Here is a 22,310-nt window from a genome sequence, read left to right as displayed (position 1 = left end):
TCATAGGGTCGCAAGGGTCATCAGGCTTCTTCAAGCAAAGACCGGCGGAGTCCGCTGAGCATCTTGCCCTGCTGCTCGGTGGAATGATAGAGGATTTCGAATTGCTCTGAGGAGAGGAATCCTTGATTCCGGCCAATAAAACACTGGGAGACCACTTCAAAGACAGAGCCACAGGCGATCTCGATGAATCGAGCAAAATCTTTCTTGGAGAACCGTGAAGAACCTTCGGCAATGTTTGAAGAAATGGAAACGGAGGCGCGGCGCATTTGGTTGGTTAGCCCAAACCGTTCGTCGGCGGGGAAGTCTCGCGTCTGGCTGTAAACCAGATCAGCGAACTCAATCGCCTTTTGCCAGACTTCCAGTTTCTCAAAGTTAAACATAAGTTTCGCGAGTTTCAGCCCATCAACCATCAACTCCCGACCATCAACTTTCGGCACCTTCATCTTCAGTGCCCAGGTAGGCGGCGATCACCTTTGGGTCTTTTTGAATCTGTTCAGGTGTGCCTTCGGCGATCTTTTTGCCGTACTCCAGCACGGCGATCTTTTGGCAGATGCCCATCACCACTTTCATGTCGTGTTCGACCAACAGGATGGCGATTTGAAATTTGTCTTTGATGAACTGGATGAGGTACATCAGCTCCTCTTTCTCCGTGGGGTTCATCCCGGCGGCTGGTTCATCCAGCAGCAGCAGCTTGGGCCGGGTGGCCAGCGCCCTCACGATCTCCAGCCGGCGCTGGTCGCCGTAGGGCAGGCTCTTGGCATCTTCATCACGCAGGCGCCGCAGGTCAAAAATGTCCAGAAGCTCCAGCACCTCTTTTTCCACTTCGCTTTCGCTGTGAAGGAATCCCTTGCCGCGCCACAGGGCATTGATGATGCCGTGACTGCGGTGCAACTGGGTGGCGGCCCGCACATTGTCAAAAACGCTCAGGGAACCGAACAGGCGGATGTTTTGAAAGGTGCGCGCGATACCCAGATTCGTGAGCTGATGAGTCTTCAGTCCGCACACGCGCTTTCCATTGAAATGGATCTGCCCGTCAGTGGGCTTATACACACCGCTAATGAGGTTGAAGGCCGTGGTTTTGCCCGCGCCATTGGGGCCGATGAGGCCCACGAGTTCATGGGGGCCGATGCTCAGGCTCAACTCAGAGACGGCCGTCAGGCCGCCAAAGCGGATGGTGGCCTTGTCCATTTGGAGGAGAGGGCTGCTCATGTTGCCGCTCCTTTCCGTTTGCCAAAGGTGAACAGGCCCTGCGGACGGGCAATCATCAGTCCGATGATCAGCAGGGCGTAAATGATCATGCGATAGTCCGCAAACTGCCGGAGCACCTCAGGTAGAAGAGTCAGCAGGATGGCTGCAATGATCACCCCCACCGTGCGGCCCATGCCGCCGAGGATGACCATGACCACGATGTCGATGGACTTCAAAAAGTCGAAACCTGTCGGCGAAAGGAACTGCTTGTGATGCGCATAAAGCCCCCCGGCGATGCCGGCAAAAAAGGCACCGATGACAAAGGCGGTCACCTTGTAGCGCACGGGATTGATGCCCATGGAGCCAGCGGCCACTTCATCATCATTCACCGCGATGAAGCCGCGGCCATAGGTGGAATTGACCAATGCAGCGACGACGTAAATGGTGATGGCGGCGAGGGCAAAGGTCCAGCCCAGCGTCGTTTCCTTGGGGATGCCTTTCAGCCCGCTGGCAGCGCCCACGCTCTCCATGTTCTGCACCACCACACGGATGATTTCGCCAAAGCCGAGTGTCACGATGGCCAGGTAGTCACCTCGCAGCCGCAGGGAGGGCACACCCACCGCCACGCCAGCCAGGGCCGCCAGCAGGCCACCCAGGATCAGCGCCACCAGGAACAGCAGCGGCTGCAGGCTTTCCGGAACCATCGGGGCCACCACCAGCGTGAACTTGGCCGCTGAATAGCCGCCCACTGCCATGAAACCGGCATGGCCAAGGCTGAACTGGCCTGTGTGGCCGTTGATCAGGTTCAGGCTCACGGCCAGAATGATGTTGATACCGATGTCAACGAGGATGCCCAGGTAGTAGCGGTTGAACTGCCCCGAGAACTGGGACACGACCACGGCCAGGATGATGCCAGCCAGCAGCCAGCGTTTTGCGCCATTCATGGAGGTCATACTTTTTCCACCGTGGCTTTGCCGAGCAGGCCGGCAGGTTTGAACAAAAGGATGAGGATCAGGATGGCAAAGGCGATGCCGTCCCGGTAATTCGAAAGTCCGGGGGTGCCCCCGGCAAAGGTTTCCAGCAGCCCCAGCAACAGTCCACCGAGTGCCGCGCCTGGCAGATTGCCAATGCCGCCCAAGACTGCCGCCACAAAGGCCCGAAGCCCTGGCTGGACACCCATCAGGGGATCAATCCCCGGAGCTTTGATTGCATACAAAATCCCGGCGATGGCGGCGAGCGCAGAGCCCAGCCCGAAGGTGAAGGAGATGATGCGGTTGATGTTGATGCCCATCAGCGCCGCCGCCTGCTGATTGAAGGAAACCGCCCGCATGGCGGTGCCGATCTTTGTGCGCTGGACGATGAACCACAGGCCCGCCAGCAGCAGTACCGTCACCCCCAGGACCAGCAGGTCGTTGCTGCCGATGACCAAGCCGCCGAGGTGGAGGTCGCTTTCTCCCAGCAGCCGAGGGAACGGCTTGGTGTCTGCGCCAAACACGGCCTTGTGCTGGCAGGTGTACTCAATGAACAGGGACACCCCGATGGCAGTGATCAGCACCGTCAGCTTTGGCCGGGATCGCAGCGGGCGGTAGGCGAGAAACTCGATCAGCATGCCGATCCCTGCGCAGATGATGGCCGAAAGCAGCACCACGATCACCGCCCCGGTGACGGAGGGCAGGGGAGCCACCTTTTCCACCGCAGGAGCCAGAAAGTAGGCCGAGTAGGCCCCCAGCATCAGCACATCACTGTGCGCGAAGTTGATGAACCGCAGCACGCCATAGACCATCGTGTAACCTAGCGCGATGAGTGCATAGATCGCACCCAGAGCGAGGCCGTTGATGAGTTGCTGAAGAAACCAGTCCAGAGGAAGTTGAAGGTTGAGCGTTGATTGCTGGGGGCCTTAAAAGGGCAGACGGGCTGGTGGGATGCGCATGCCGGGATTCATGAAGAACGGGCGGATTTGCTGGTTCAGCCCCTTCACCATCGATTCCCGGCTATCAGCACTTAGGGGTTCACGGTTTCCACAAACGTAAATTTGCCACCTTTGACCTGCAGGATCACGGCTGATTTCACCGCATCGCGCTGTGCATTGATGGCCATTTTGCCCGTCACACCTTCAAATTCTTTCGTGGCTGCGAGGGCTTCCCGGATCTTGCCAGGCTCCGTGGAGTTGGCGCGCTTGATGGCATCCGCAAGGAACATGGCAGAGTCGTAACCCAGGGCGGCCATGGCGTCAGGCACCTTGCCTTGATATTCCTTTTTGTAGGAGTCCACAAAGTTCTGTACATTGGGCGTGCCGGCATCCGCAGAATAGTGGGTGGAGAAGTAGTGCCCCTCGACGGCATCTTTGCCAATTTCGATAAGGGTAGGGCTTTCCCAGCCGTCACCGCCCAGGAAGGGGATGCTGATGCCCAGTTGCTTGGCCTGGATGCAGATCAGAGCCACATCTGTATAATAGGCGGGAATGAAAACAGCGTCCGGTCCGGCGGTCTTGATGGCTGTGAGTTGAGCCTTAAAGTCCTTGTCGCCACCGTTGAAATCCAGTTCGGCCACCACCTGGCCACCTGCTTTGGCAATGCCTTCCTTGAAGAATTTGGCGAGACCCTTGCTGTAATCGCTCTTCACATCGGTGAAGACAGCCACTTTCTTGGCGTTCAGGGTTTTGGTGGCAAAGTTCGCCATCACCGTCCCCTGGAAGGGATCGATGAAACAGACCCGGAAAATATGGTCGCCAGTTTCGGTCACTTTGGGATTGGTGGAAGCCGGGGAGATCATCGGCACTCCGTTCTGCTGGCAGATGGGTGCTGCTTCCAGGGATCGGCTGGAGGCCACCTCGCCCAGGATGGCCACCACGCCGTCTTTCGAGATCAGCTTGTTCACCACGTTGGCCGGCTCGCCCGCCTTGGACTGGTCGTCCTCCGTTTTCAGTTCCAGTTGCTTGCCCAGCACACCGCCTGCGGCGTTGATCTCCTTGACCGCCAAAATCGTGCCTTCGTGGGAAGAAATCCCAAAGGTGGCCTCCTTGCCGGTCAAGGATGCAAACTCCCCGATCAGGATCGTGTCCCCGCCGCTTTTGTTGCAGCCGGTCAGGCCGGAAACAAGAAGTCCGATGGCCCCTAAAACAAAAAATTGGCGCTTTTGCATCTGCATGGAGCTTTTCTAGCAGCCTGCATACCATGGGCAAGGGGAATTCGAGAGGCTCCTTGGTGCGGCTGCGCTTCGAGAACTGCACAAGGATGCACTTGTTTTTCTGGCTTCTACCCCGCAGGGCGGCTAAAAGGGCATTCTATGGATTTTGCCAAATTTGCCGCCGACTTTGCCGGATTCGTCTGGGGACTGCCGCTCATCATTCTTTTGTTTGGTACTCATCTGTTTCTGACTTTCCGCACGGGCTTCATTCAAAAGCACCTGCTCCGGGGCATCAAACTTTCTGTGACCAAGGACGAAGGGGCCTCGGGCGATGTGTCGCAATTTGGAGCGCTCATGACGGCTCTTGCGGCTACGATCGGCACAGGAAATATCATCGGTGTCGCCAGCGCGGTGGCGGCGGGCGGGCCTGGGGCGGTGCTGTGGATGTGGCTCACCGGCGTCTTTGGCATCGCCACTAAGTACGGTGAGGCTCTGCTGGCCGTGAAATACCGTGTGCAGATGCCAGATGGCAGCTTTGCCGGCGGCCCCATGTATGTGCTGGAGCGCGGCATGAACATGCGCTGGCTGGGCATTGTCTTTGCTGTGTTCACTTGCGTGGCTGGTTTCGGTATTGGCTGCATGTCCCAGGCCAATTCGGTGGTGGGCCATGTGCAAAACTTGCTGCCCGCGTATGACAAAAATGTCATTGCCTGGTCGGTCGGCGGTCTCATGACCGTGGTGGCTGGTGCCGTGATCCTGGGCGGGGTGAAGAGCATCGCCCGCTTTTGCAGCGTGCTGGTTCCCTTCATGGCCATCGGCTACGTCATCGGCTGCGCCTGCATCCTCATCAAAAACTACGCGGTCATCCCAGAGACCCTCTCGCTGATCTTTAATTCCGCCTTCACCGGACAGGCGGCCATTGGCGGCTTCATCGGCGCAGGGATGAAGGAGGCCATGCGCTACGGCATTGCCCGCGGCCTGTTTTCCAATGAATCCGGCCTGGGCAGCGCACCCATCGTGGCGGCGGCCGCCCAGACCAAGAATCCCGTGCGTCAGGCCCTGGTTTCTTCCACGGGCACGTTTTGGGACACCGTGGTCGTCTGCGCCATGACGGGTCTGGTCATCGTCAGCAGCGGTCATTGGAAGGAGGGTCTGGGCAAGGTGCAACTGACCCAGGCCGCCTTTGCTGACCTGCATGTCTATGGTCCCTACATCCTGATTTTTGGCCTCGTGACCTTCGTTTTCTCCACCATTTTGGGCTGGAGTTACTACGGGGAAAAGGCCGCCGAGTACCTCTTTGGCAGCCGGGCGGTCAAGCCCTATCGCCTTCTCTGGGTGGCGGCTGTCTTGGCTGGGTCTGTGCTGCCGCTCGGTGTTGTCTGGGATTTGTCTGATGCTTTCAACGGCCTCATGGCCATTCCCAACCTGATTTCCCTCATCGCCCTCAGTGGCGTGATCGTGGCCGAAACTCGCGCCCACAAGTCCGACCTGTGCGGCAAGGACGAGTGATCTCCGGCGCGATGCTGGAAAAGACGTGAAAAATCTGACGGTGCCTGTTGCACAGCGTCAGAGGGAGGTCTATTCTGACGGCCCTCACCGCATTACCCCGTGGTGTAATGGTAACACAGGAGATTTTGGATCTCTCGTTCATGGTTCGAATCCATGCGGGGTAGCCAGGGCCAGAAAGCTGGCCTTCCAAAAAGGGTTTTCTAGCCTGTAAAAGACTCGGGCAATCTCATTTCTACCCTGGGTAAACGTTGGCAAAAGACCTATCAGTAGGAATGAATGCAGGTGTGCGGAGAAAAATAAGCTGGTAAAAAACCTGTTTTATTGTAAAATCCATAACGAGTCAAATGATGGCTCGTTTGGAATCCTAAGAAGACACGCCGCCAACGGCCTCTCGTTCTCCCGTCAATCACGGAGGTCTTCTGATGTAGCACGGTGCTGCGGGAGGCTCCTCCATCGGTTCCTCTGGGTCATGCTGCCCTCAGGTTCATCTCTCAAAAGCCTCCTGCTCTCCTGCTGCACTGCGTCCACGCCCCAGCCTAACCAAAAGAAATATCAAAATGAATTCGCTCCCCTATTTAAAGATCTCCCTGATGACCGCCGCCTGCATCCTCCTCGCGGCCAGATCGCCGTTGCATGCGGGATCCGTTTCGCTCGGCGCTGCCGAGAGCTTCTCTGTTCTGGCGGCCACCACCGTGACCAACACGGGGCCCACCAGTTTATCGGGCGATCTGGGGGTGAGTCCAGGCACGGCGATCTCTGGCTTTCCGCCAGGGACCTTTTCTGGCACCATCCATCTGAATGATGCCCTGGCCATCCAGGCGCAGGCGGATGCCCTGAACGCCTACAACATCCTGGTGCTGATGCCGGAGACGCAGATTTTGACCGGGCAGGACCTGGGTGGCCTCACACTGACTCCGGGCGTCTATCAGTTTGACTCCTCCGCCCAGCTCACTGGCACCCTAACCCTGGACGGCCTCGGCCTGGACAATCCGCTGTTTGTCTTCCAGATCGGCAGCACCCTGACCACGGCATCCTTATCCATCATCGATACGATCAATGGGGCTACCTCTGACAACGTGTACTTCCAAGTCGGCAGTTCCGCGACGTTGGGCACCGGGACCGACTTTGAGGGAAACATCCTCGCCTTTGTCAGCGATACGCTGACCACGGGAGCCACAGTGGAAGGACGCGTAATCGCGCTGACGGGGGCGGTGACCCTTGACTCAAATCTCATTGCCGTACCCGAGCCCGGCGCGCTGCTCCTGGTCCTATGCGGCCTCACCACCTTCTTCTTCCGCCGTGGTCGGGCCCAGTCTTGAATACCGCCTGCCAGCAGAAATGAGGACCAACGCCTGCTGCACTTGGCCATCCGCAGCAGAGTCGTGTTTCCTGACTTGGAAGTGAGGAATGCAAGATCAGGTGCTGATCCGTCGCCGATTCTATGTCTCCTCTTCCTCAGCCGCCAGCTTCGCAGCCTCGCGTTTCAGAATGCGACCCACGCGATGCTTCGCCAGATAGACCTGGGCGGCATTGACCCCCAATTCCTTTTTGACTCGTTCCGGGTCCCAGCCTTTGAGCACGTAGCAGGAGAAAATCTGGTACTGACGCGGTGAGACCAGGGCCTTCACCCGGCGGAGGGCGATGTCCATGATCTTGTCCTGCCATTCTTTGTCCCAGAGCTTTTCCAGGGCCATGCCATTGGGGTCGGCACAGCGGTCGATCGGGGCGGTGCGACGGTCATCGGTTTCATCCGCATACAGGTTCGCCTCGCGGCTCTGCTGTTTTTTACGGCGGCGAAACTGGTCCAAGATGCGCCAGCGGGCCTGATTGAGCAGGAAGGATTTGAAGGAACCCAGGCTGGTGTCGAATTTTTTCTTTTGCAGGTTCTTGGCCACGCCGATGAAGGTCTCCTGCACCACGTCGCTGGCCTCGTCATCACTCAGGCCAGATTTGCGCGCCACGTGAAAGACGAAACCGGAGTAGGTCCGGTAGAATTCATCCCAGCTCGACCAGTCGCTCCAGTTGTCCAGTCGCTCGATCAAGGTCTTGCGTGTCGGCGGGGAGCCGGACACTTCCTTGATCATTTCTTCGGTGATTTCTTTTGGGAGCGGTTCCTCCATGATGGAAAGTGTAGGGGTGAGGCAGGTGTGGCAACGGCTATTTGAAACACCGGCAGGCCGTTCTGGATGCGGCAAATCTCTGGAATGAACGTTATTCGGTGCTGAATACAGGTTTGGCTGCGGGCCTGATGAAGAATCGGCAGGGGGCGGATGACATTGTGCGAACGCGGATTATTTAACCTGCCCTGATAGAGACGGGCTTTGGGGGGCGTAGTATTCATCCCCCAACCCTGTCAGTCTGCTCGCCTAACCCTTTTTTGAGCAGATCGCTTTCTTGTTATGCTGTCATCCATGCCTTCCAGCCGCCTGTACCGTTCGCTGCACTCCGTTGCCGCGCTGAGCGTGTGTCTGATGTCAGGCTGTTCGCAGGGCTTCTTTAAAAAATGGGCGGACCGGGAAGTGTTCGGCATCATCGGGCAAAAATCCCAAATCGTCCCAGGAGCTGAAGATGACACGCTGCTGAGCGTGACCCCGCCGCAGCCAGCCAACCTGGCGGTGCTCATCAAAAATTCCGAAACGTCTGATTTCCTCGGCGACCGTGCCTACATCGAAAAAGGCGCACGGGTGATCACCCTGGCGGATGCGCTGGACTTTGCCGTGCATCGCAACCGCACCTACCTGAACCGGAAGGAAATCGTTTATCTTTCGGCGCTGACTCTCACCGGGACTCGGCAGCTCTACAGCCCGATCCTGGGCGCGGACGGCAGCGGCACCTACACGGAATCCCAGGTGAAAACCGGAGTGAACAACCTCGTACGGAGCAAAACCCTCACGGCCGATGGCGGTGTGGGCGTGGACTACCTCATGAGGACCGGGGCCCGGCTGGCGCTGGACCTGACGACCGACTTCACCCGCTTTTTCACCGGTGGTGTGCGCAATCTCAGCGATTCCCGTGCGACGGTGAACCTGTCCCAGCCTTTGCTGCGCGGGGCCGGGGTGCTGGCTGCATCGGAGCCGCTCCGTCAGGATGAGCGCGATGTGCTTTACGCCATCCGCGATTTCACCCAATACCGCAAGGAGTTCACCGTCAGCATCACCACTCAGTATCTGCGCACCCTCCAGGCCCGCGAGGCCGCCCGCAACCGCTACGTGGCGAACCGTGCTGCGGCGACCTCCATCGAGCGTGAAGGCGCACTCGCTGCGGCCAATCTGCGCACCCAGTCCAGCTTGAAACAGATCCAGCAAGGCCAGCTCACCTATGAGCGTAACTGGATCACCGCCGTCCGCAATTACGAGGAGCAGCTCGATGACCTCAAGGTGGCCCTGGGCCTGCCAGTGACGGAGCGCATCATTCTGAGCAATGATGAACTGAAGCGGCTGGAGGTGGTGGAGCCCCGGGATGACCTGGAAACCGTCCTGGATACCGCCCTCATCACCCGCCTGGACCTCTACAACCAGCGCGACCGCCTGGCCGATACCCATCGCCGGGTGAAGATCGCCCATCAGCAGACCCTTCCCACCCTGAATGCCCTGGTGGGCTACCAAGTCGGCACTCCCAGCAACAACGAGGGCCTGGAACTGAACCCCAAGGTCCGCCGTTTCGCCAGCGGCGTGGATGTGGACCTGAACCTGAACACAAAACCTGAGCGTAACCAGCTCCGCGCCAGCCAGTTGGATGAGCAGCTTGCCCAGCGTCAGCTCGACCTTGCGGAGGAGCAGCTCCGCAACACCATCCGCAGCGATTGGCGCGGCCTCGCCGTCGCCCGCAAGCAGTATGACCTGGCTCAGAGGGGCCTGGAATTGGCGCAAAAGCGTCTCGAAATCGAGACCGCCCTCATGGAGGAAGGGCAGGGGACCGCCCGTGACATCGTGGAGTCCCAGGACCGCCTCATCACCGCACGCGACCTTGTTGTTTCCACCCTGATTGATCACGTCATCGCCCGTCTCCAGCTCTGGAGCGACATGGGAGTGCTCTACATTCAGAAAGACGGGTCGTGGGTAGACGTATTGAATAACGAGAAACCGAAGGGAGAGTCATGAAGAAGGCGAAGTCTAAAATCTGGATCTATGGAGGAGTCGCTGTGGCAGGGATTGCTGCAGTGAGTTTCCTCATGTCCGGCTCAGACCGGCAGGCCGAGGATGTGCCTACTTTCTCCGTCCAAAAGGGACGGCTACAGATCAACGTGCTCCAGGGCGGGGAAATCCGTGCCTTGCAGAACTTTGAACTGAAGTCGGAAATCGAAACGCCGACCAAAATCCTCAGCCTGATTCCGGAAGGCTATCTGGTGACGGAAGAGGATGTGAAGGAAGGGAAAGTCCTGGTTGAGCTCGACAACTCCGACCTGAAAACCCGCATTCAGGACCACGAGATCCAATTTCAGACCACCGTCGCCTCTTACATTGATGCCGACGAGGGCCGCGAGATCCAGCGCAGCGAGAACCAGAGCCTCGTGCGTGACATGAAGGAGACTGCCATCTTCGCCCTGATGGACTTTGAAAAGTACCTGGGTCGGGAACTGAGCATGAAGATTTTGGCTGCTGCCGGGCTGCCTAAAGATGCGGCTGAATTTGATAAGTTCGCGGATCAGCTCGAGTCCCAGGCCAATGCCCAGCTCGAAGCTGGCACCAATGTTTCCGCCGTGGTGGAAGCGAAAAAAGACCCCATCCGCCCGCTGAAAAACGCCATCGGTTCTGCCGAGTCCGAACGCATTGATTTTTCGCCTTTCCTGGAAGGTCAAAACAGCGGTGATGGCGAAGCTCAGCAAAAGCTCCGTCAGTTGGAAGACGAACTTCTGCTACGCAAATCCGAGCTGGCCGTGGCCAAGCAAAAAGTCGAGGCCTCGCAGCGTCTCGCCTCACGTGATTTCATTTCCAAAACGCAGTTGGAGAATGACCAAGTCAACTTTGAAAAAGTGTCTCTCGCCGGCAAGACCGCGAGTACGGAACTGGCCCTGTTTAAAAAATACGCCTTCTCCAAGATGTGTGCCCAGTTGGTCTCGGGTTATCGCGAGAGCCTGACCAAGCTGCAGCGCACCGTACGGGCGAACCGTTCCAAAATGGCCCAGGCCGAGACACGTTTCCAGACGGCCAAGCGCCGCTATGAAATGGAGCTGGCCAAAAAGGAGGACCTCGATCGTCAGCTCAAGGCCTGCATGATGCGGGCGGTGCAGCCGGGCCTTGTCGCCTATGGCGATCTGAATGCCAGTGCTTCGGCCCGGTACAGCGAGTCCATTGAGGAAGGCAGCAATGTCCGTTTCCGCCAGACCGTCCTCACCATTCCGAACATGTCCCAGATGGGCGTGCATGTGAACGTCCACGAATCCCAGGTAAAGAAGGTGCGCATCGGCCAGCCTGCCCTCATCAAGGTGGATGCCGAGCCAGGCATCGTCCTGGAAGGTCGAGTGGCGGAACTCGCCGTTCTTCCAGACTCCAGCAGCAGTCGTTACACGCCTAACCTGAAGGTGTACCCCGCCTCCATCCACATCCTGGGCACTCACCCCTGGATGAAGCCCGGCATGAATGCCAAGGTGGAAATCCTGGTTGATCAGCTTGCCGATGTCATGTTCGTCCCCGTGCAGAGCATCGAGGTCGAAAACGACCACCACTACTGCTACGTGAATGAGAGCGGCAACCTCGCCCGCCGCTCCGTTGAGACCGGCCTGTTCAACGATGAATTCATCGAGGTGCGCACTGGCCTTCAGTTGGGCGAGCTCGTCGCCCTGTCTCTGCCGAAGAAACTGGTGCCAGAAAACAAGGCGGACGGCCCGACGGCCCCCGGCCTGCCTGAAAATCCTGTCACACCCGCCAAACCCAAAGGGCAGGGCAAAGCCAAGCCCAAGGATGTGGCCACCGTAAAGTGACGCATGTCTGAACCGATCATCAGTCTGCGGGACATTCGCAAGTCTTACCAGATGGGCGATGTCCTGAGCCAAGTGCTCCAGGGGGTGTCCTTTGACATCCATCCAGGCGAGTACGTCTGCATCATGGGGCCCTCCGGCTGTGGTAAATCCACGCTGCTGAATGTTCTTGGGTGCCTGGATCAGCCGACCAGCGGTGACTACTTCCTCGGCGGCGAAAACGTGGCGACGCTGAACGATGATGACCTCTCGGCGGCGCGCAATCGCAACCTGGGTTTCATCTTCCAGAGTTACAACCTCATCCAGCAGCTCACCGTCCTGGAGAACATCTCCGTGCCCATGTACTATGGCGGGGCTGATGATGCGCAGATGCGCGAGGTGGCGGAAAAGCTGGCCAACCAGGTGGGCCTGGGGCATCGGCTCTTTCACAAGCCTAACGAACTTTCCGGTGGGCAGCAGCAGCGTGTGGCCATCGCCCGTGCCCTGTCCAACAGCCCTCTCATGATTTTGGCGGATGAGGCCACCGGGAACCTCGATTCGAAATCCGGCCAGGAGATCCTGGCCCTTTTTGACGAGCTCAACGAACAGGGGAAGACCCTCGTCTTCGTCACCCATGACGAACGCATGGTGGAACGCTGCACCCGGATCATCCGCCTACGCGACGGTGTGGTGGAAACGGATGAGCGCGGAGCCAAGGCAAGGCGTTGATCCATGCCCCTGCGGCCAGCGAGAGTGCGAGTCATGGATCTCAGATAGCTTTGGGATTGCGTCTTTGTCTATAAATACTATAATCAGGACTGCGCATGCTTGCCCGTCTTCTCCTTTGGTCCATCCTCCTCGGCCTTACCCTGGCTGGCGGACTGATGGCCCATAAAAATGGCAAGCTGGCCGCTTGGGACCTTTGGTTCAAGGAGTGGATGAGCGGTGAGGACCAGGCGTACTCAGGTGTGCGCTTTGAGGTGGATTTGGTGGACCGGATCAATTTCGTCCGCATGGGGGCCCGGCAGCCGTTGCTGAAGATGGACATCGAACTCGAGACCTGGCTGGAATCAGAGTTCCCGACGATGGCATTGGATGATGTGAACGCCCTCACCCGGATCGTGCAGGACAAAATGCCGCGCTATTTGCAGGTGTCCGTCTGCACGGCCAGTGGTCCGTCTTTGCGGGCCTTGCTGGACCAGTTTCACGATTTTTCGCAGAAGACCGCGCCTGAGATGACGCATCTGGCCTGTGCGCTCCGCCGATCTGCTGGCGGACTGGTGACCCACGCTCTTTTGATCGTGGGCCAGCGCCTGGAAGACTTCAGTCCGGAGGCCATCACGGCCAGTGATCAGGAGGCTTTTTTCAGCACCTGCCCGCACTGCCAGCATCCCCACATTGTCAGGGTTTCTCGTGCCCAGAACAGTCTGGGACTTGAGTGCCCGCAATGCCGGCGCACCTATGCTGTCGTGGCTGCGGATGAGGCCGGGCGGTATCGTTTTGTGAATGAGTTCCTGACCGGGTATGCCCCCCCGGCCATTTTTGCTAAAGATGACTCCCGGGTGCATGAGCTTTTCACCATCTGGGCGGCTGTGCATGCCAACTGCGTTTATACCAAAGACCCTGGCTCCAAAAAGGAATCGACCGATGCCTGGCAAACAAGCCTGGACACGCAGCGGAAAGGCCGCGGAGACTGTGAGGACTCCGCGATCTTTTTGTGTGACTGGCTGCTCTCGCGCGGGTTTCAGGCGCGCGTGGCCCTGGGCCGTTACGGTGACATGGGAGGGCATGCCTGGGTGGTGGTGAAGGTGGATGACAAAGAATACTTGCTGGAGTCCACCGAAGGCCGCCCAGATCCCTCCAATCCGCCCCTGGTCTCGCGGGTCGGCAGTCGTTACGTGCCGGAAATCATGTTCGACCGCTTTGCCCTCTACGTTCATTCGACTCCTGGCCAGGGCTGGAAGGGGGACTATTGGTCGGGCAAAGTCTGGACCCGGCTGGAACCTCGCAGCCTGCTTTCGCGGATCCAGTCCCACGTGGCCAAAGACCAGGAAGGGAAGACCTCCTCAGCCGCCTCACACGAGGTCCGGCCTGCCCGTCGGGAACCAGGGCTGGCACCTTTTGTGGAGCTGGAAGGAATCCCCCAGGATGCGGCTGTTTGGCAGATGCCTTTACCCCAGGGTCAGGAAAAGCTTGGGGGAAAACCTCGCCACTGATGCGAAGATGGGGAAGTTGGCTCAGGAAACGCTCTTGGAGCGTATTTTGCCTTGAGCGTTTGCACGCTTGCAGCTAACTCGCACAAAGACACGGGAGATCCATCCCGTATGTTGACCTCTTTCCAATCGCAAACCCCCATACCATTAAAAACAGCCATGGCAGTCGTCTCCAAAGGTCTCGAAGGAATCGTCGCAGCAGAAACCCGTCTCGGGGAAGTGAAGGGTGCTGAAGGCATCCTTTTTTATTGCGGATACGACATCAATGAACTCGCCGGCAAAGTCAGCTACGAAGAGGTCGTCTATTTGCTGTTTTACCAGAAGCTGCCCAACCGTGCGGAACTGGAGAAACTGACCACCGCACTGCGTGCTGAGCGTGAGCTGCCGCAGGGCGTGATTGATTATCTGCTGGCCGCCCCTAAAAAGGCCAAGCCGATTGACATCATGCGCACAGCGGTCTCCATGCTGGGCAGCTATGAGCTGAATCGTCACGATGTGGACGTGAGCGAGAACCTCGCCACGGCCATCCGTCTCGTGTCGCAGATCGGTGTGATTGCCGCTTACTTCCACCGCGCCCGCACCGGCAAGGAACTGCCGCCGATCCGCAAGGACCTCAGCGAAGCCGCCCACTTCCTCTACCTGATGACTGGCGAAGTGCCGAGCAAGGAAGCTGAGAAGACTCTGGATGTGGCCTACGTGCTGCACGCCGAGCATGGCTTCAATGCCTCTACCTTCACCGCCCGTGTCGTGGCCTCCACGCTCAGCGACATGTATTCCGCCATCAGCGCGGCGATCGGCGCACTCAAAGGCCCTCTTCACGGCGGTGCCAATGAAGGCGTGATCCACATGCTGGAAGAAATCGGCAGTCCTGACAAGGTGGATGCCTGGGTGGAAGACGCCCTGGCTCAGAAGAAGAAGATCATGGGCATCGGCCACCGCGTTTACAAGGTCCTCGACCCACGCGCACCGCACCTGCGCGAGATGGCCATCCAGCTCACCGCCCAGCTTGGCGAAGCGAAGTGGATCCAGATGTCTGAGCGCATCGCTGAGATCATGCGGGAACGCAAAGGCCTGAATGCGAACGTGGACTTCTACAGCGCCACCGTTTATTACAGCCTCGATATCCCGACAGATCTCTTCACGCCGATCTTCGCCATCGCCCGCATGAGCGGCTGGACTGCCCACGTGCTGGAACAGTGGAGCGAAAACCGCCTGTTCCGCCCCTTGAGCGAATACGTCGGTCGCCCCTACGGCCAGAAGGTCGTGCCAATCGACGAGCGTTAATCAGTCGCCGTTTCATTTCAAGGCTGCCCGGTTTTGCCGGGCAGCCTTTTTTATGGTTAGTGGTTATTTGTGTGGAAATTCCACTTGGGGGATTGGGTCAATCGCTTAGATTGAATGCGGTATTATGATCCCTCCAGCGCCCTGCCATCACGTGTTCATTGATTTCGAGAATGTGCATGAGCTGGACCTGTCTCTGGTGGGACGCCGGGGATTCCAATTTACTTTGATGATGGGGGCTCAGCAGACCAAGCTGGGGGTGGAAGTGGTGGAAAAGCTTTTGCAGCATTCTGATGCTGTCCAAATCATCCGCCTGCAATCCACCGGAAAAAATGCACTCGATTTTGCTCTCTCTTATTATGTCGGCCAAGCGGTGCTGAGCTACCCTGGAGGCCAGTACCACATTGTGTCTAAAGACACCGGGTATGATCCGCTGGTTCAGCATTTGCGCAGTCGGCAGGTGGCGGTTTCACGGCATGAGGACTTTCGGGATCTCATCGAACCTCGCCCAAAGCCGGCGATTGTGAAGCCTGAGGTCATCAAAACCATCGTGGTCAAAAAGGTCCCCTCTTCCAAATTAAACGTGGAGGAATTGGGCTCCGCTGTTCATGTAGTGAAGAAGACTGCCGACGCCAAACCTGCAGGGACGGAGTTGGAACGTGTGGTGGCTTTTCTGAAGAAATCAGGAAATCGGCCGAAACGCGAGAAGACTCTGCTGACCTGTTTGGCCGCCTTTTTGCAGAAGGATGCGGCCAACCCAGATATACCTCAACTCATTCAGCGCCTTATCCAAAGCGGGCGGGTAAAGGTGGACACGCAAAAGGCTCTGACCTATCACTTTTAGATCAAGCTGAACAGGCAGAGGCAAATGTTGGTTGACGAATGTAAGTAATCACTTACATGATGTGCCATGCCTCCAGCCACTCCCAACTCGCGTCTGCCCAGCGATGAGCGGCGTGGGGGCATTTTGGATGCCGCCTTGGGAGTGTTTGCCGAGCGTGGCTTCCATGGAGCGACCACAAAGGAACTGGCGAAGGCGGCGGGCGTTTCTGAGGCGCTGATGTTCCGCCATTTTCCGACCAAGGAGGATCTCTACATCGCCCTACAAGCCCATTGCTGCCAAGCCAAGGCGGGGGAGAAGGCGGAAATGCTGGGGCAGTTGGAGGATTCCACGGCTTCGCTGGTAACGCTGGTGCATTACATGATGGCCAAGATGCTGCGCCCCGTGTCTGCGGTGCCGGAGGCGGAGCAGGCCCTGCATCGCCTGCTGGCAAACAGCATCATCGAAGATGGGAACTTTGCCCGGGGTTTCATGCAGCGCGTGGGGCGCGAGTTTATCCAAAAGATGGAGTCTTGCCTCGCTGTGGCCATGGCTGCAGGCGATGCCGAAGCTTCACCTTTGCAGGGAAAGGTCGGCGCATGGTTTGTGCAGCACTTTGCGGCGATGCTAATGCTGAATGAAATGCCTGGCCGCCCCGTGGTGGAGCTGGAAGTGGATCGCGCAGCTCAGGTGGAACAGGCGGTCTGGTTTGCCTTGCAGGGCCTGGGGCTGAATGCCGAGGCCATTCGTCGAAATTATCACCCGCAGGCGTTTGCTCTGCTGATGAGCTGATATTTTTTTTGATTTTGTGTAGAAGTAAGCACTCACTCCGAAATGACAATATCCGTATCCGTCTATGACCACTGATTCATCCTCCGTCCCCAAAGCACGTTCTCGTGGCCTGCCTTGGTTTCCCATCGCCACGATCCTTCTGGGCATGGCTGCCGTTTTCTACATACGTTCGCTGCCTGAGTTTGAGCGAAATCTCAAAAGCTGGCTCACGGCGGCCATCCCGCTGCTGGTGGTGATCCTGAACTGTTTGTGGTTTGTCTTCACTCCACGCTTCTCCTGGCGTTTCCGGCTGACGGGGCTGGCGGTGTTGCTGGTCCTGGGAGGCGTGGCGAAATGGGCGACACGAGTGGATGGGACCCTGGATGGTACCGGACTGCCGAACATCGTGTGGAAGTGGTCGAAATCCGAAGGTCCCTCCCTGGCCAAGATGAAAACGGCGGAAGCTGCCGAGGGCTGGTCGCCGAATGCAGCTATGCTGGCCCAGTCGGCCGATGTGGCGCAGTTCTTTGGCCCGAATCGAGACGGCACAGTCACGGGCGCTAAGCTGGCGGCCGATTGGAAGGCGGTGACTCCGAAGGAGCTGTGGCGTCAGCCGATTGGCTTGGGGTGGTCCGCCTATGCGATAGTCCAGGGGCGAGCCTACACGCAGGAGCAGCGAGGCGAAGAGGAGATGGTGACGTGCTACGATCTCTTCACGGGCAAGCTGCTGTGGTCCTATGCGGACCCGGTGCGCTTTTCCCAATGGCAGAGTGGGGATGGCCCCCATGCAACGCCGACGGTGCATGAGGGGCGGGTTTATGCGTATGGGGCGACGGGGCTGTTGAACTGCCTCAACGCCACCACCGGCAAGCCCATCTGGCAGCGCTCCGTCCTGGGGGAGAACAAGCTGGAAAACATCGAGTGGGGCGTGAGTTGCTCACCCTTGATCGTGGATGATAAGGTAGTGGTGACGGGCGGTCAGACGAAGGGGCCCGTGCTGTTTGCCTATCGGCTGGACACTGGGGAGTTGGCCTGGAAAGCGGGAGATGACCAAGCCTGCTATTCCTCGCCGATGCTCGCCACCTTGGTGGGAAAACGGGTGATCCTGAGTAACAATGTGCGCTCTTTGACCGCCTATGATCCTGCCAGTGGTGCGGTGCTGCTGGAGCATGAATGGGGTGGTGCGAACTGGCCCAAGGCTTCGCAACCCTTGGTGTTAGGCCAGGACCGGGTGTTTCTTTCCGCCGGTTACGGCATGGGCTGTCAAATGCTGGAAATCAAGGCGGCAGCGGATGGTTCTCTGGCGGCTACACAACTGTGGGCGGGCATGAAGATGAAGACGCAGTTCAACAGCCCGGCGGCGCGGGGAGGCCATGCGTACGGCCTGGACGATGGGCGGCTGGCCTGCGTGGATTTGGCCACTGGGGAGCGCTTGTGGAAAGAGGGGCGTTTTGCCTCCGGTCAGAGCTTGCTGGTGGATGACTTGGTGATCATCCAGAGCGAAAGCGGCCCAGTTCATCTCGCGGCAGCGAAGCCCGAAGGATTTCAGGAACTGGGCAAGATCGGTGCCCTGAGCAGCAAGACCTGGAACCATCCCACGCTGGCGGGCCGTTACCTGCTGGTGCGCAATGATCGTGAGGCCGTGTGCTACGAGCTGCCTTTGGCAAAGTGAGGGCGGGAGGGGTTTCGTGCATTTTCGCCGCCTGTCCGGCATCCCCCTAAAGTGGGGTGTCGGCGGCAGTGAAATGTCTCGTCAGGGAGCGTTGGTTTCATCACACTGAGACTCACCTGGACATGACACGCGCCCTTCCATTCCTTTTCCTTCCTGGCCTGCTGCTAGCGGCCGATCCTGCGGACGACGCGAAAAACGCCGCCCAGAACGACTCGACGCCTGTGCCAAAAGTGAGCCCGCTGGTGAAGTGGACCTTTGAAGGCAAAGAGCCCGGCGAACTGAAAGGCAAGGCAACGATCGAGCCCACCGGTCCGCAGAAACCGATTTATCCCGTCTTTGAAAAAGGCAACAAAGCGGCTGTCTTCACCGGCAAGGATAGCTTTATCCAGGTCAAGGAAACCGACCTGCCTGAAACAAATCTGCGGTTCGTCCAGGGAGACACCATCAGCATCGAAGCCTGGGTGAATGCCGAAGATCTGGCTAACGGGAAGTATGTTTACCTGATCGGCAAGGGGCGGAACAAGTCTGACAAATTCAGCTCCGAAAATCAGAACTGGGCGCTGCGCCTGAAGGGCGAGGGTGGTGAGGCGCGGCCTTGCTTCCTTTTCCGTAGCCGCAACAAGGCTGGAGCAGAAAACTATCACCGCTGGGTTTCCAAAGAAGGTTTCAATCCGGGGTCCGGCTGGCATCACGTGGCGGTGACCTACACCTTCGGCAAGCCGGAGACGATGAAGGCCTATGTGGACGGCAAGAAAACCAGCGGCGGTGTCTGGGATATCGCGGGCAAAACCACCGAGCCACCCGTGAGCGATGCGGATGATGTCATGATCGGCACTGGTTATGGTGGCGGCGCAGGCAATACCCTGGCGGGTGCCCTGGATGAGATCGCCGTGTATCGCGAGGTGCTCCCGGAAGTGCTGCTGGCGCAGCGTTATCAGTTCCAGCCACCACCGCCGCCGATTGATGCCAAGAAGCTGCCCAAGGGCCGCGTGCTGGTGCAGATCTGCGAGGAGGGGGTGCCGCCAAAGAACTCCTGGCCTGCGCTGCCACCTTCCCCGACGGAGACTTACACGCTGGATGTCTTTGGCCTGTCTGAAGTGCCTCAGAAGTATGTGGAAACAGGAGTGCGTGGAGATCGCCCCATTCCCTATCTGTTACGTGCTGCCTCGGTGGTGAATCTGCCAGCAGGCAAGCATCGTCTCCTGGTCCGTGGTCGCAGTGCGACTCGTCTCGTCATTGATGGCAAGCCTTTCCTGGACCTCCCTTTCGCCAAATCTGACACGGGTGGCCATGGCCGTGTGTCCGAGCAGGACAATTATCTGAACCTGGGCCCCGACTTCCGCTTTGCACCTCCGGGAACGCAGGAACTGTGGGCAGAATTTGAAACCAAGGGCGGCGAGCATTTATTCGTCATCGAGAGCATGGTGGGCGGTGTGGTGGGCTCCTCCAAAAAACGTCCGGAAACGGGTGAGACGGTGGTGGCCATCTCTTATGAAGGCCGCGAGACCTGGGAACTAGTGGGCCATGACAAGGTGGCCTACAATGACGCTGGCTGGGCTGCTTATGAGAAGAAGCAGAATGCTTGGCTGGTGGAAGAGAATGCCGAGCGCCGCGCCAAAGTGCGTGCGAAGCATGATGCGTACTGGGCCAAGCGCCGCGATGCCGCCGCCAAGTGGCTGGCCAGTGCCCCGGCGGTGAAAGTGCCAGCCCCGGTGAAGAGCTATCCGGCTAACAATGAGGTGGACCATTTCCTCAATGCCAAGATCAATGCCGTCGCGGCCCAGTATTCGGCAGCGAAGAAGGACGGGGTGAACTTCTACAAGGAAGTCATGCCGATCCTGGAAGCCAACTGCTTTAGCTGCCATCAGGGCAGCAAGACCAAAGGCGATCTGAAGCTCGACTCCCTAGCTGAAGCCCTGAAAGGTGGCGAATCCGACGGCCCCGCGATCGTTCCGGGAAAGCCGGAAAAGAGCTCCCTCATCGCCCGCATCAGCACCACGGATGAAGACTACATCATGCCGCCCAAAGGCCACCCGCTGAAGGCCGAGCAGATCGCCGTGATCCAGCGCTGGATCAGCGAAGGTGCCGTCTGGCCTGAGATGAATGTGGACCGCATCGAGATCACGGATCTCAGCGATGACCTCGCCTTCCTCCGTCGCGTGACGCTGGATACCGTGGGCGTGGTGCCAACTCTGGAAGAGATCGCCAGTTTCACGGCGGACAAGAGCCCCAACAAACGTGCTAAGACCATTGACCGCCTGCTGGCCGACAAACGCTGGGCAGACAAGTGGATGGGCTACTGGCAGGATGCCTTGGCCGAAAACCCGAACATCCTCAATCCCACGCTGAACAACACCGGGCCTTTCCGCTGGTATCTGCATGAGGCGCTAGAAGATGACCGCCCGATGGACCTCGTCGTCACGGAACTGCTGCGCATGCAGGGTAGCGAGCGTTTCGGCGGCCCGGCTGGGTTTGGCACAGCCTCAGGCAATGATGTGCCCATGGCCGCGAAAGGTACCATCATCAGCACCGCCTTCCTCGGTGTAGAAATGAAGTGCGCCCGGTGTCATGATGCCCCGGCTCACAAGAGTCTGCAGCAGGACCTTTTCGAATTGGCCGCCATGCTGGAAAAGAAGGCTGTGGACGTGCCCAAGACCAGCAGTGTGCCCATGGACAAATTGCATGAAGGTGGCCGCAAGCCCCTCATCCAGGTGACCCTGCAACCCGGCACCAAGGTGGAGCCCGCGTGGCCCTTCGATGAATTTGCCCCTGAGAATCTGGCGGATACGCTGGCGGAAAATCCCAAGGATTCCCGCGACCGTCTGGCTTCCCTCATTACAGCCCCGCAGAATGAGCGTTTTGCCCAGGTCATCGCCAACCGTCTGTGGCAGCAATACATGGGCCGTGGCATCGTGGAGCCTGCGGAGGACTGGGAGCGCGGTAAACCTTCACACCCTGAACTCATTCGCTGGTTAGGCCGTGAGTTTGTGCGTGGCGGTTACAGCTTGAAGAACCTTTCCCGCATCATCTTGAATTCCCACGCCTATCAGCGTGCTACGGATACTCAGCTAACGGCAACGAGCCCACTGTTTGCCTCGCCTGCGCCTCGCCGCCTGGCGGCGGAGCAGATTGTGGACTCGCTGTTTGCCGCGACGGGCAAGCCTTTCAAGACCGAGGAAGTCAGCCTCGACATTGATGGCAGGCGCGACATGAAGAGTTCCATCACCCTGGGCAATCCAACGCATGCCTGGATGCTGGCCAGCACCAGCAACGAGCGTGACCGCCCCAGCCTGAGCCTGCCGCGCATTCAGGCGGTTTGCGACGTGCTGGAAGCTTTCGGTTGGCGGGGCGCCCGCCAGGACCCGGTGAGCAGTCGCAATGATGATCCCAGCGCCCTTCAGCCTGCCATCTTGGGCAACGGCACCGTGGGCATCTGGCTCACCCGCCTGAGCGATGACCATGGCATCACCGCCCTGGCCTTGCAAGACATGCCGTTAGACCAGTTTGTGGATACGCTCTACCTGCGCCTGCTCACCCGCAAGCCGACGGCTGCTGAGCGTGAGCAATACATCGCCTACCTGAGCGAAGGCTATGACTCGCGTCTGCAACCCGTCTCACCGGTGAAAGCGGGGCCGCGTTACCCGCAGAAGTATGTCTCGTGGACGAATCACTTGGATGCAGCCGCCAATGCCTTGCGCATCGAAGAAGAGGCCGCCGCCCGCCGGGGTGACGCGCCGACGGAGCGCCTGAGCAAAGACTGGCGCAACCGCCTGGAGGACGTCCTCTGGGCCCTGCTGAACGCCCCTGAATGGGTCTTTGCTCCTTGAGCCATCG

Annotated in this window: 17 protein-coding genes and 1 tRNA gene; 12 read left to right on the top strand and 6 right to left on the bottom strand. The window is 58.7% G+C overall.

Translation table 11 applies throughout. The annotated features are described in order from the left end of the window. Nucleotides 1-20 precede the first annotated feature (20 nt). The 5 genes from ABEB25_RS08860 to ABEB25_RS08840 form a co-directional block, all read right to left on the bottom strand. Entirely contained in the window at nucleotides 21-443 is a 423-nt protein-coding gene (locus ABEB25_RS08860) for a four helix bundle protein (protein ID WP_345736027.1), read from the bottom strand. Continuing rightward, nucleotides 424-1,209, bottom strand: coding sequence for an ABC transporter ATP-binding protein (locus ABEB25_RS08855; protein ID WP_345736026.1), 786 nt, complete (start codon nucleotides 1,207-1,209; stop codon nucleotides 424-426). The genes ABEB25_RS08860 and ABEB25_RS08855 overlap by 20 nt, the downstream gene beginning before the upstream one ends. Beyond that, entirely contained in the window at nucleotides 1,206-2,141 is a 936-nt protein-coding gene (locus ABEB25_RS08850) for a branched-chain amino acid ABC transporter permease (protein ID WP_345736025.1), read from the bottom strand. Before ABEB25_RS08850 ends, ABEB25_RS08855 begins: the two co-directional genes overlap by 4 nt. Further along, nucleotides 2,138-3,049 (bottom strand): branched-chain amino acid ABC transporter permease, encoded by a 912-nt coding sequence (locus tag ABEB25_RS08845; protein ID WP_345736247.1) that lies wholly within the window; start codon nucleotides 3,047-3,049, stop codon nucleotides 2,138-2,140. Before ABEB25_RS08845 ends, ABEB25_RS08850 begins: the two co-directional genes overlap by 4 nt. A gap of 140 nt (nucleotides 3,050-3,189) precedes the next feature. Further along, on the bottom strand, nucleotides 3,190-4,329 hold the full coding sequence (locus ABEB25_RS08840; RefSeq protein ID WP_345736024.1) for an ABC transporter substrate-binding protein: 1,140 nt from the start codon (nucleotides 4,327-4,329) through the stop codon (nucleotides 3,190-3,192). 144 nt (nucleotides 4,330-4,473) lie between these two features. Here ABEB25_RS08840 and ABEB25_RS08835 point away from each other — a divergent pair, with 144 nt between their 5' ends. From ABEB25_RS08835 to ABEB25_RS08825, 3 genes are all read left to right on the top strand, one after another. Beyond that, nucleotides 4,474-5,823 carry an alanine/glycine:cation symporter family protein gene (locus tag ABEB25_RS08835; RefSeq protein WP_345736023.1) on the top strand — a complete coding sequence of 450 codons (1,350 nt, stop codon included), beginning with the start codon at nucleotides 4,474-4,476 and terminating at the stop codon, nucleotides 5,821-5,823. Between the two features lie 93 nt (nucleotides 5,824-5,916). Then, nucleotides 5,917-5,990: transfer RNA gene (locus ABEB25_RS08830), tRNA-Gln, on the top strand. A 390-nt stretch (nucleotides 5,991-6,380) separates the two neighbouring features. Beyond that, nucleotides 6,381-7,142 (top strand): ice-binding family protein, encoded by a 762-nt coding sequence (locus ABEB25_RS08825; protein ID WP_345736022.1) that lies wholly within the window; start codon nucleotides 6,381-6,383, stop codon nucleotides 7,140-7,142. A gap of 120 nt (nucleotides 7,143-7,262) precedes the next feature. On the opposite strand, the gene ABEB25_RS08820 is transcribed toward ABEB25_RS08825, so the two are convergent. Continuing rightward, nucleotides 7,263-7,943: a sigma-70 family RNA polymerase sigma factor gene (locus ABEB25_RS08820; protein ID WP_345736021.1), complete on the bottom strand. Its 681-nt coding sequence runs from the start codon at nucleotides 7,941-7,943 to the stop codon at nucleotides 7,263-7,265. Nucleotides 7,944-8,234: 291 nt separating this feature from the next. Between ABEB25_RS08820 and ABEB25_RS08815 the strand changes: the two genes are divergently transcribed. From ABEB25_RS08815 to ABEB25_RS08775, 9 genes are all read left to right on the top strand, one after another. Further along, on the top strand, nucleotides 8,235-9,923 hold the full coding sequence (locus ABEB25_RS08815; RefSeq protein WP_345736020.1) for a TolC family protein: 1,689 nt from the start codon (nucleotides 8,235-8,237) through the stop codon (nucleotides 9,921-9,923). A 71-nt stretch (nucleotides 9,924-9,994) separates the two neighbouring features. Beyond that, on the top strand, nucleotides 9,995-11,743 hold the full coding sequence (locus ABEB25_RS08810; RefSeq protein ID WP_345736019.1) for an efflux RND transporter periplasmic adaptor subunit: 1,749 nt from the start codon (nucleotides 9,995-9,997) through the stop codon (nucleotides 11,741-11,743). Nucleotides 11,744-11,746: 3 nt separating this feature from the next. After that, nucleotides 11,747-12,448 carry an ABC transporter ATP-binding protein gene (locus ABEB25_RS08805; protein WP_345736018.1) on the top strand — a complete coding sequence of 234 codons (702 nt, stop codon included), beginning with the start codon at nucleotides 11,747-11,749 and terminating at the stop codon, nucleotides 12,446-12,448. Nucleotides 12,449-12,543: 95 nt separating this feature from the next. After that, nucleotides 12,544-13,935: a transglutaminase domain-containing protein gene (locus tag ABEB25_RS08800; RefSeq protein WP_345736017.1), complete on the top strand. Its 1,392-nt coding sequence runs from the start codon at nucleotides 12,544-12,546 to the stop codon at nucleotides 13,933-13,935. A 156-nt stretch (nucleotides 13,936-14,091) separates the two neighbouring features. Next, the gene (locus ABEB25_RS08795; protein WP_345736016.1) at nucleotides 14,092-15,216 is read left to right on the top strand and encodes a citrate synthase; all 1,125 of its coding nucleotides are present in this window, start codon (nucleotides 14,092-14,094) and stop codon (nucleotides 15,214-15,216) included. A 124-nt stretch (nucleotides 15,217-15,340) separates the two neighbouring features. Continuing rightward, the gene (locus ABEB25_RS08790; protein ID WP_345736015.1) at nucleotides 15,341-16,057 is read left to right on the top strand and encodes a PIN domain-containing protein; all 717 of its coding nucleotides are present in this window, start codon (nucleotides 15,341-15,343) and stop codon (nucleotides 16,055-16,057) included. A gap of 66 nt (nucleotides 16,058-16,123) precedes the next feature. After that, nucleotides 16,124-16,825 (top strand): TetR/AcrR family transcriptional regulator, encoded by a 702-nt coding sequence (locus ABEB25_RS08785; RefSeq protein ID WP_345736014.1) that lies wholly within the window; start codon nucleotides 16,124-16,126, stop codon nucleotides 16,823-16,825. 64 nt (nucleotides 16,826-16,889) lie between these two features. Further along, entirely contained in the window at nucleotides 16,890-18,476 is a 1,587-nt protein-coding gene (locus ABEB25_RS08780; RefSeq protein WP_345736013.1) for a PQQ-binding-like beta-propeller repeat protein, read from the top strand. A gap of 122 nt (nucleotides 18,477-18,598) precedes the next feature. After that, nucleotides 18,599-22,303 carry a DUF1553 domain-containing protein gene (locus tag ABEB25_RS08775; RefSeq protein ID WP_345736012.1) on the top strand — a complete coding sequence of 1,235 codons (3,705 nt, stop codon included), beginning with the start codon at nucleotides 18,599-18,601 and terminating at the stop codon, nucleotides 22,301-22,303. Nucleotides 22,304-22,310: the final 7 nt, after the last annotated feature.

Origin of the sequence: Prosthecobacter algae, assembly GCF_039542385.1 — a bacterium.
Lineage (GTDB): Bacteria > Verrucomicrobiota > Verrucomicrobiia > Verrucomicrobiales > Verrucomicrobiaceae > Prosthecobacter > Prosthecobacter algae.
This window is presented reverse-complemented; position numbering and strand designations above follow the sequence as displayed.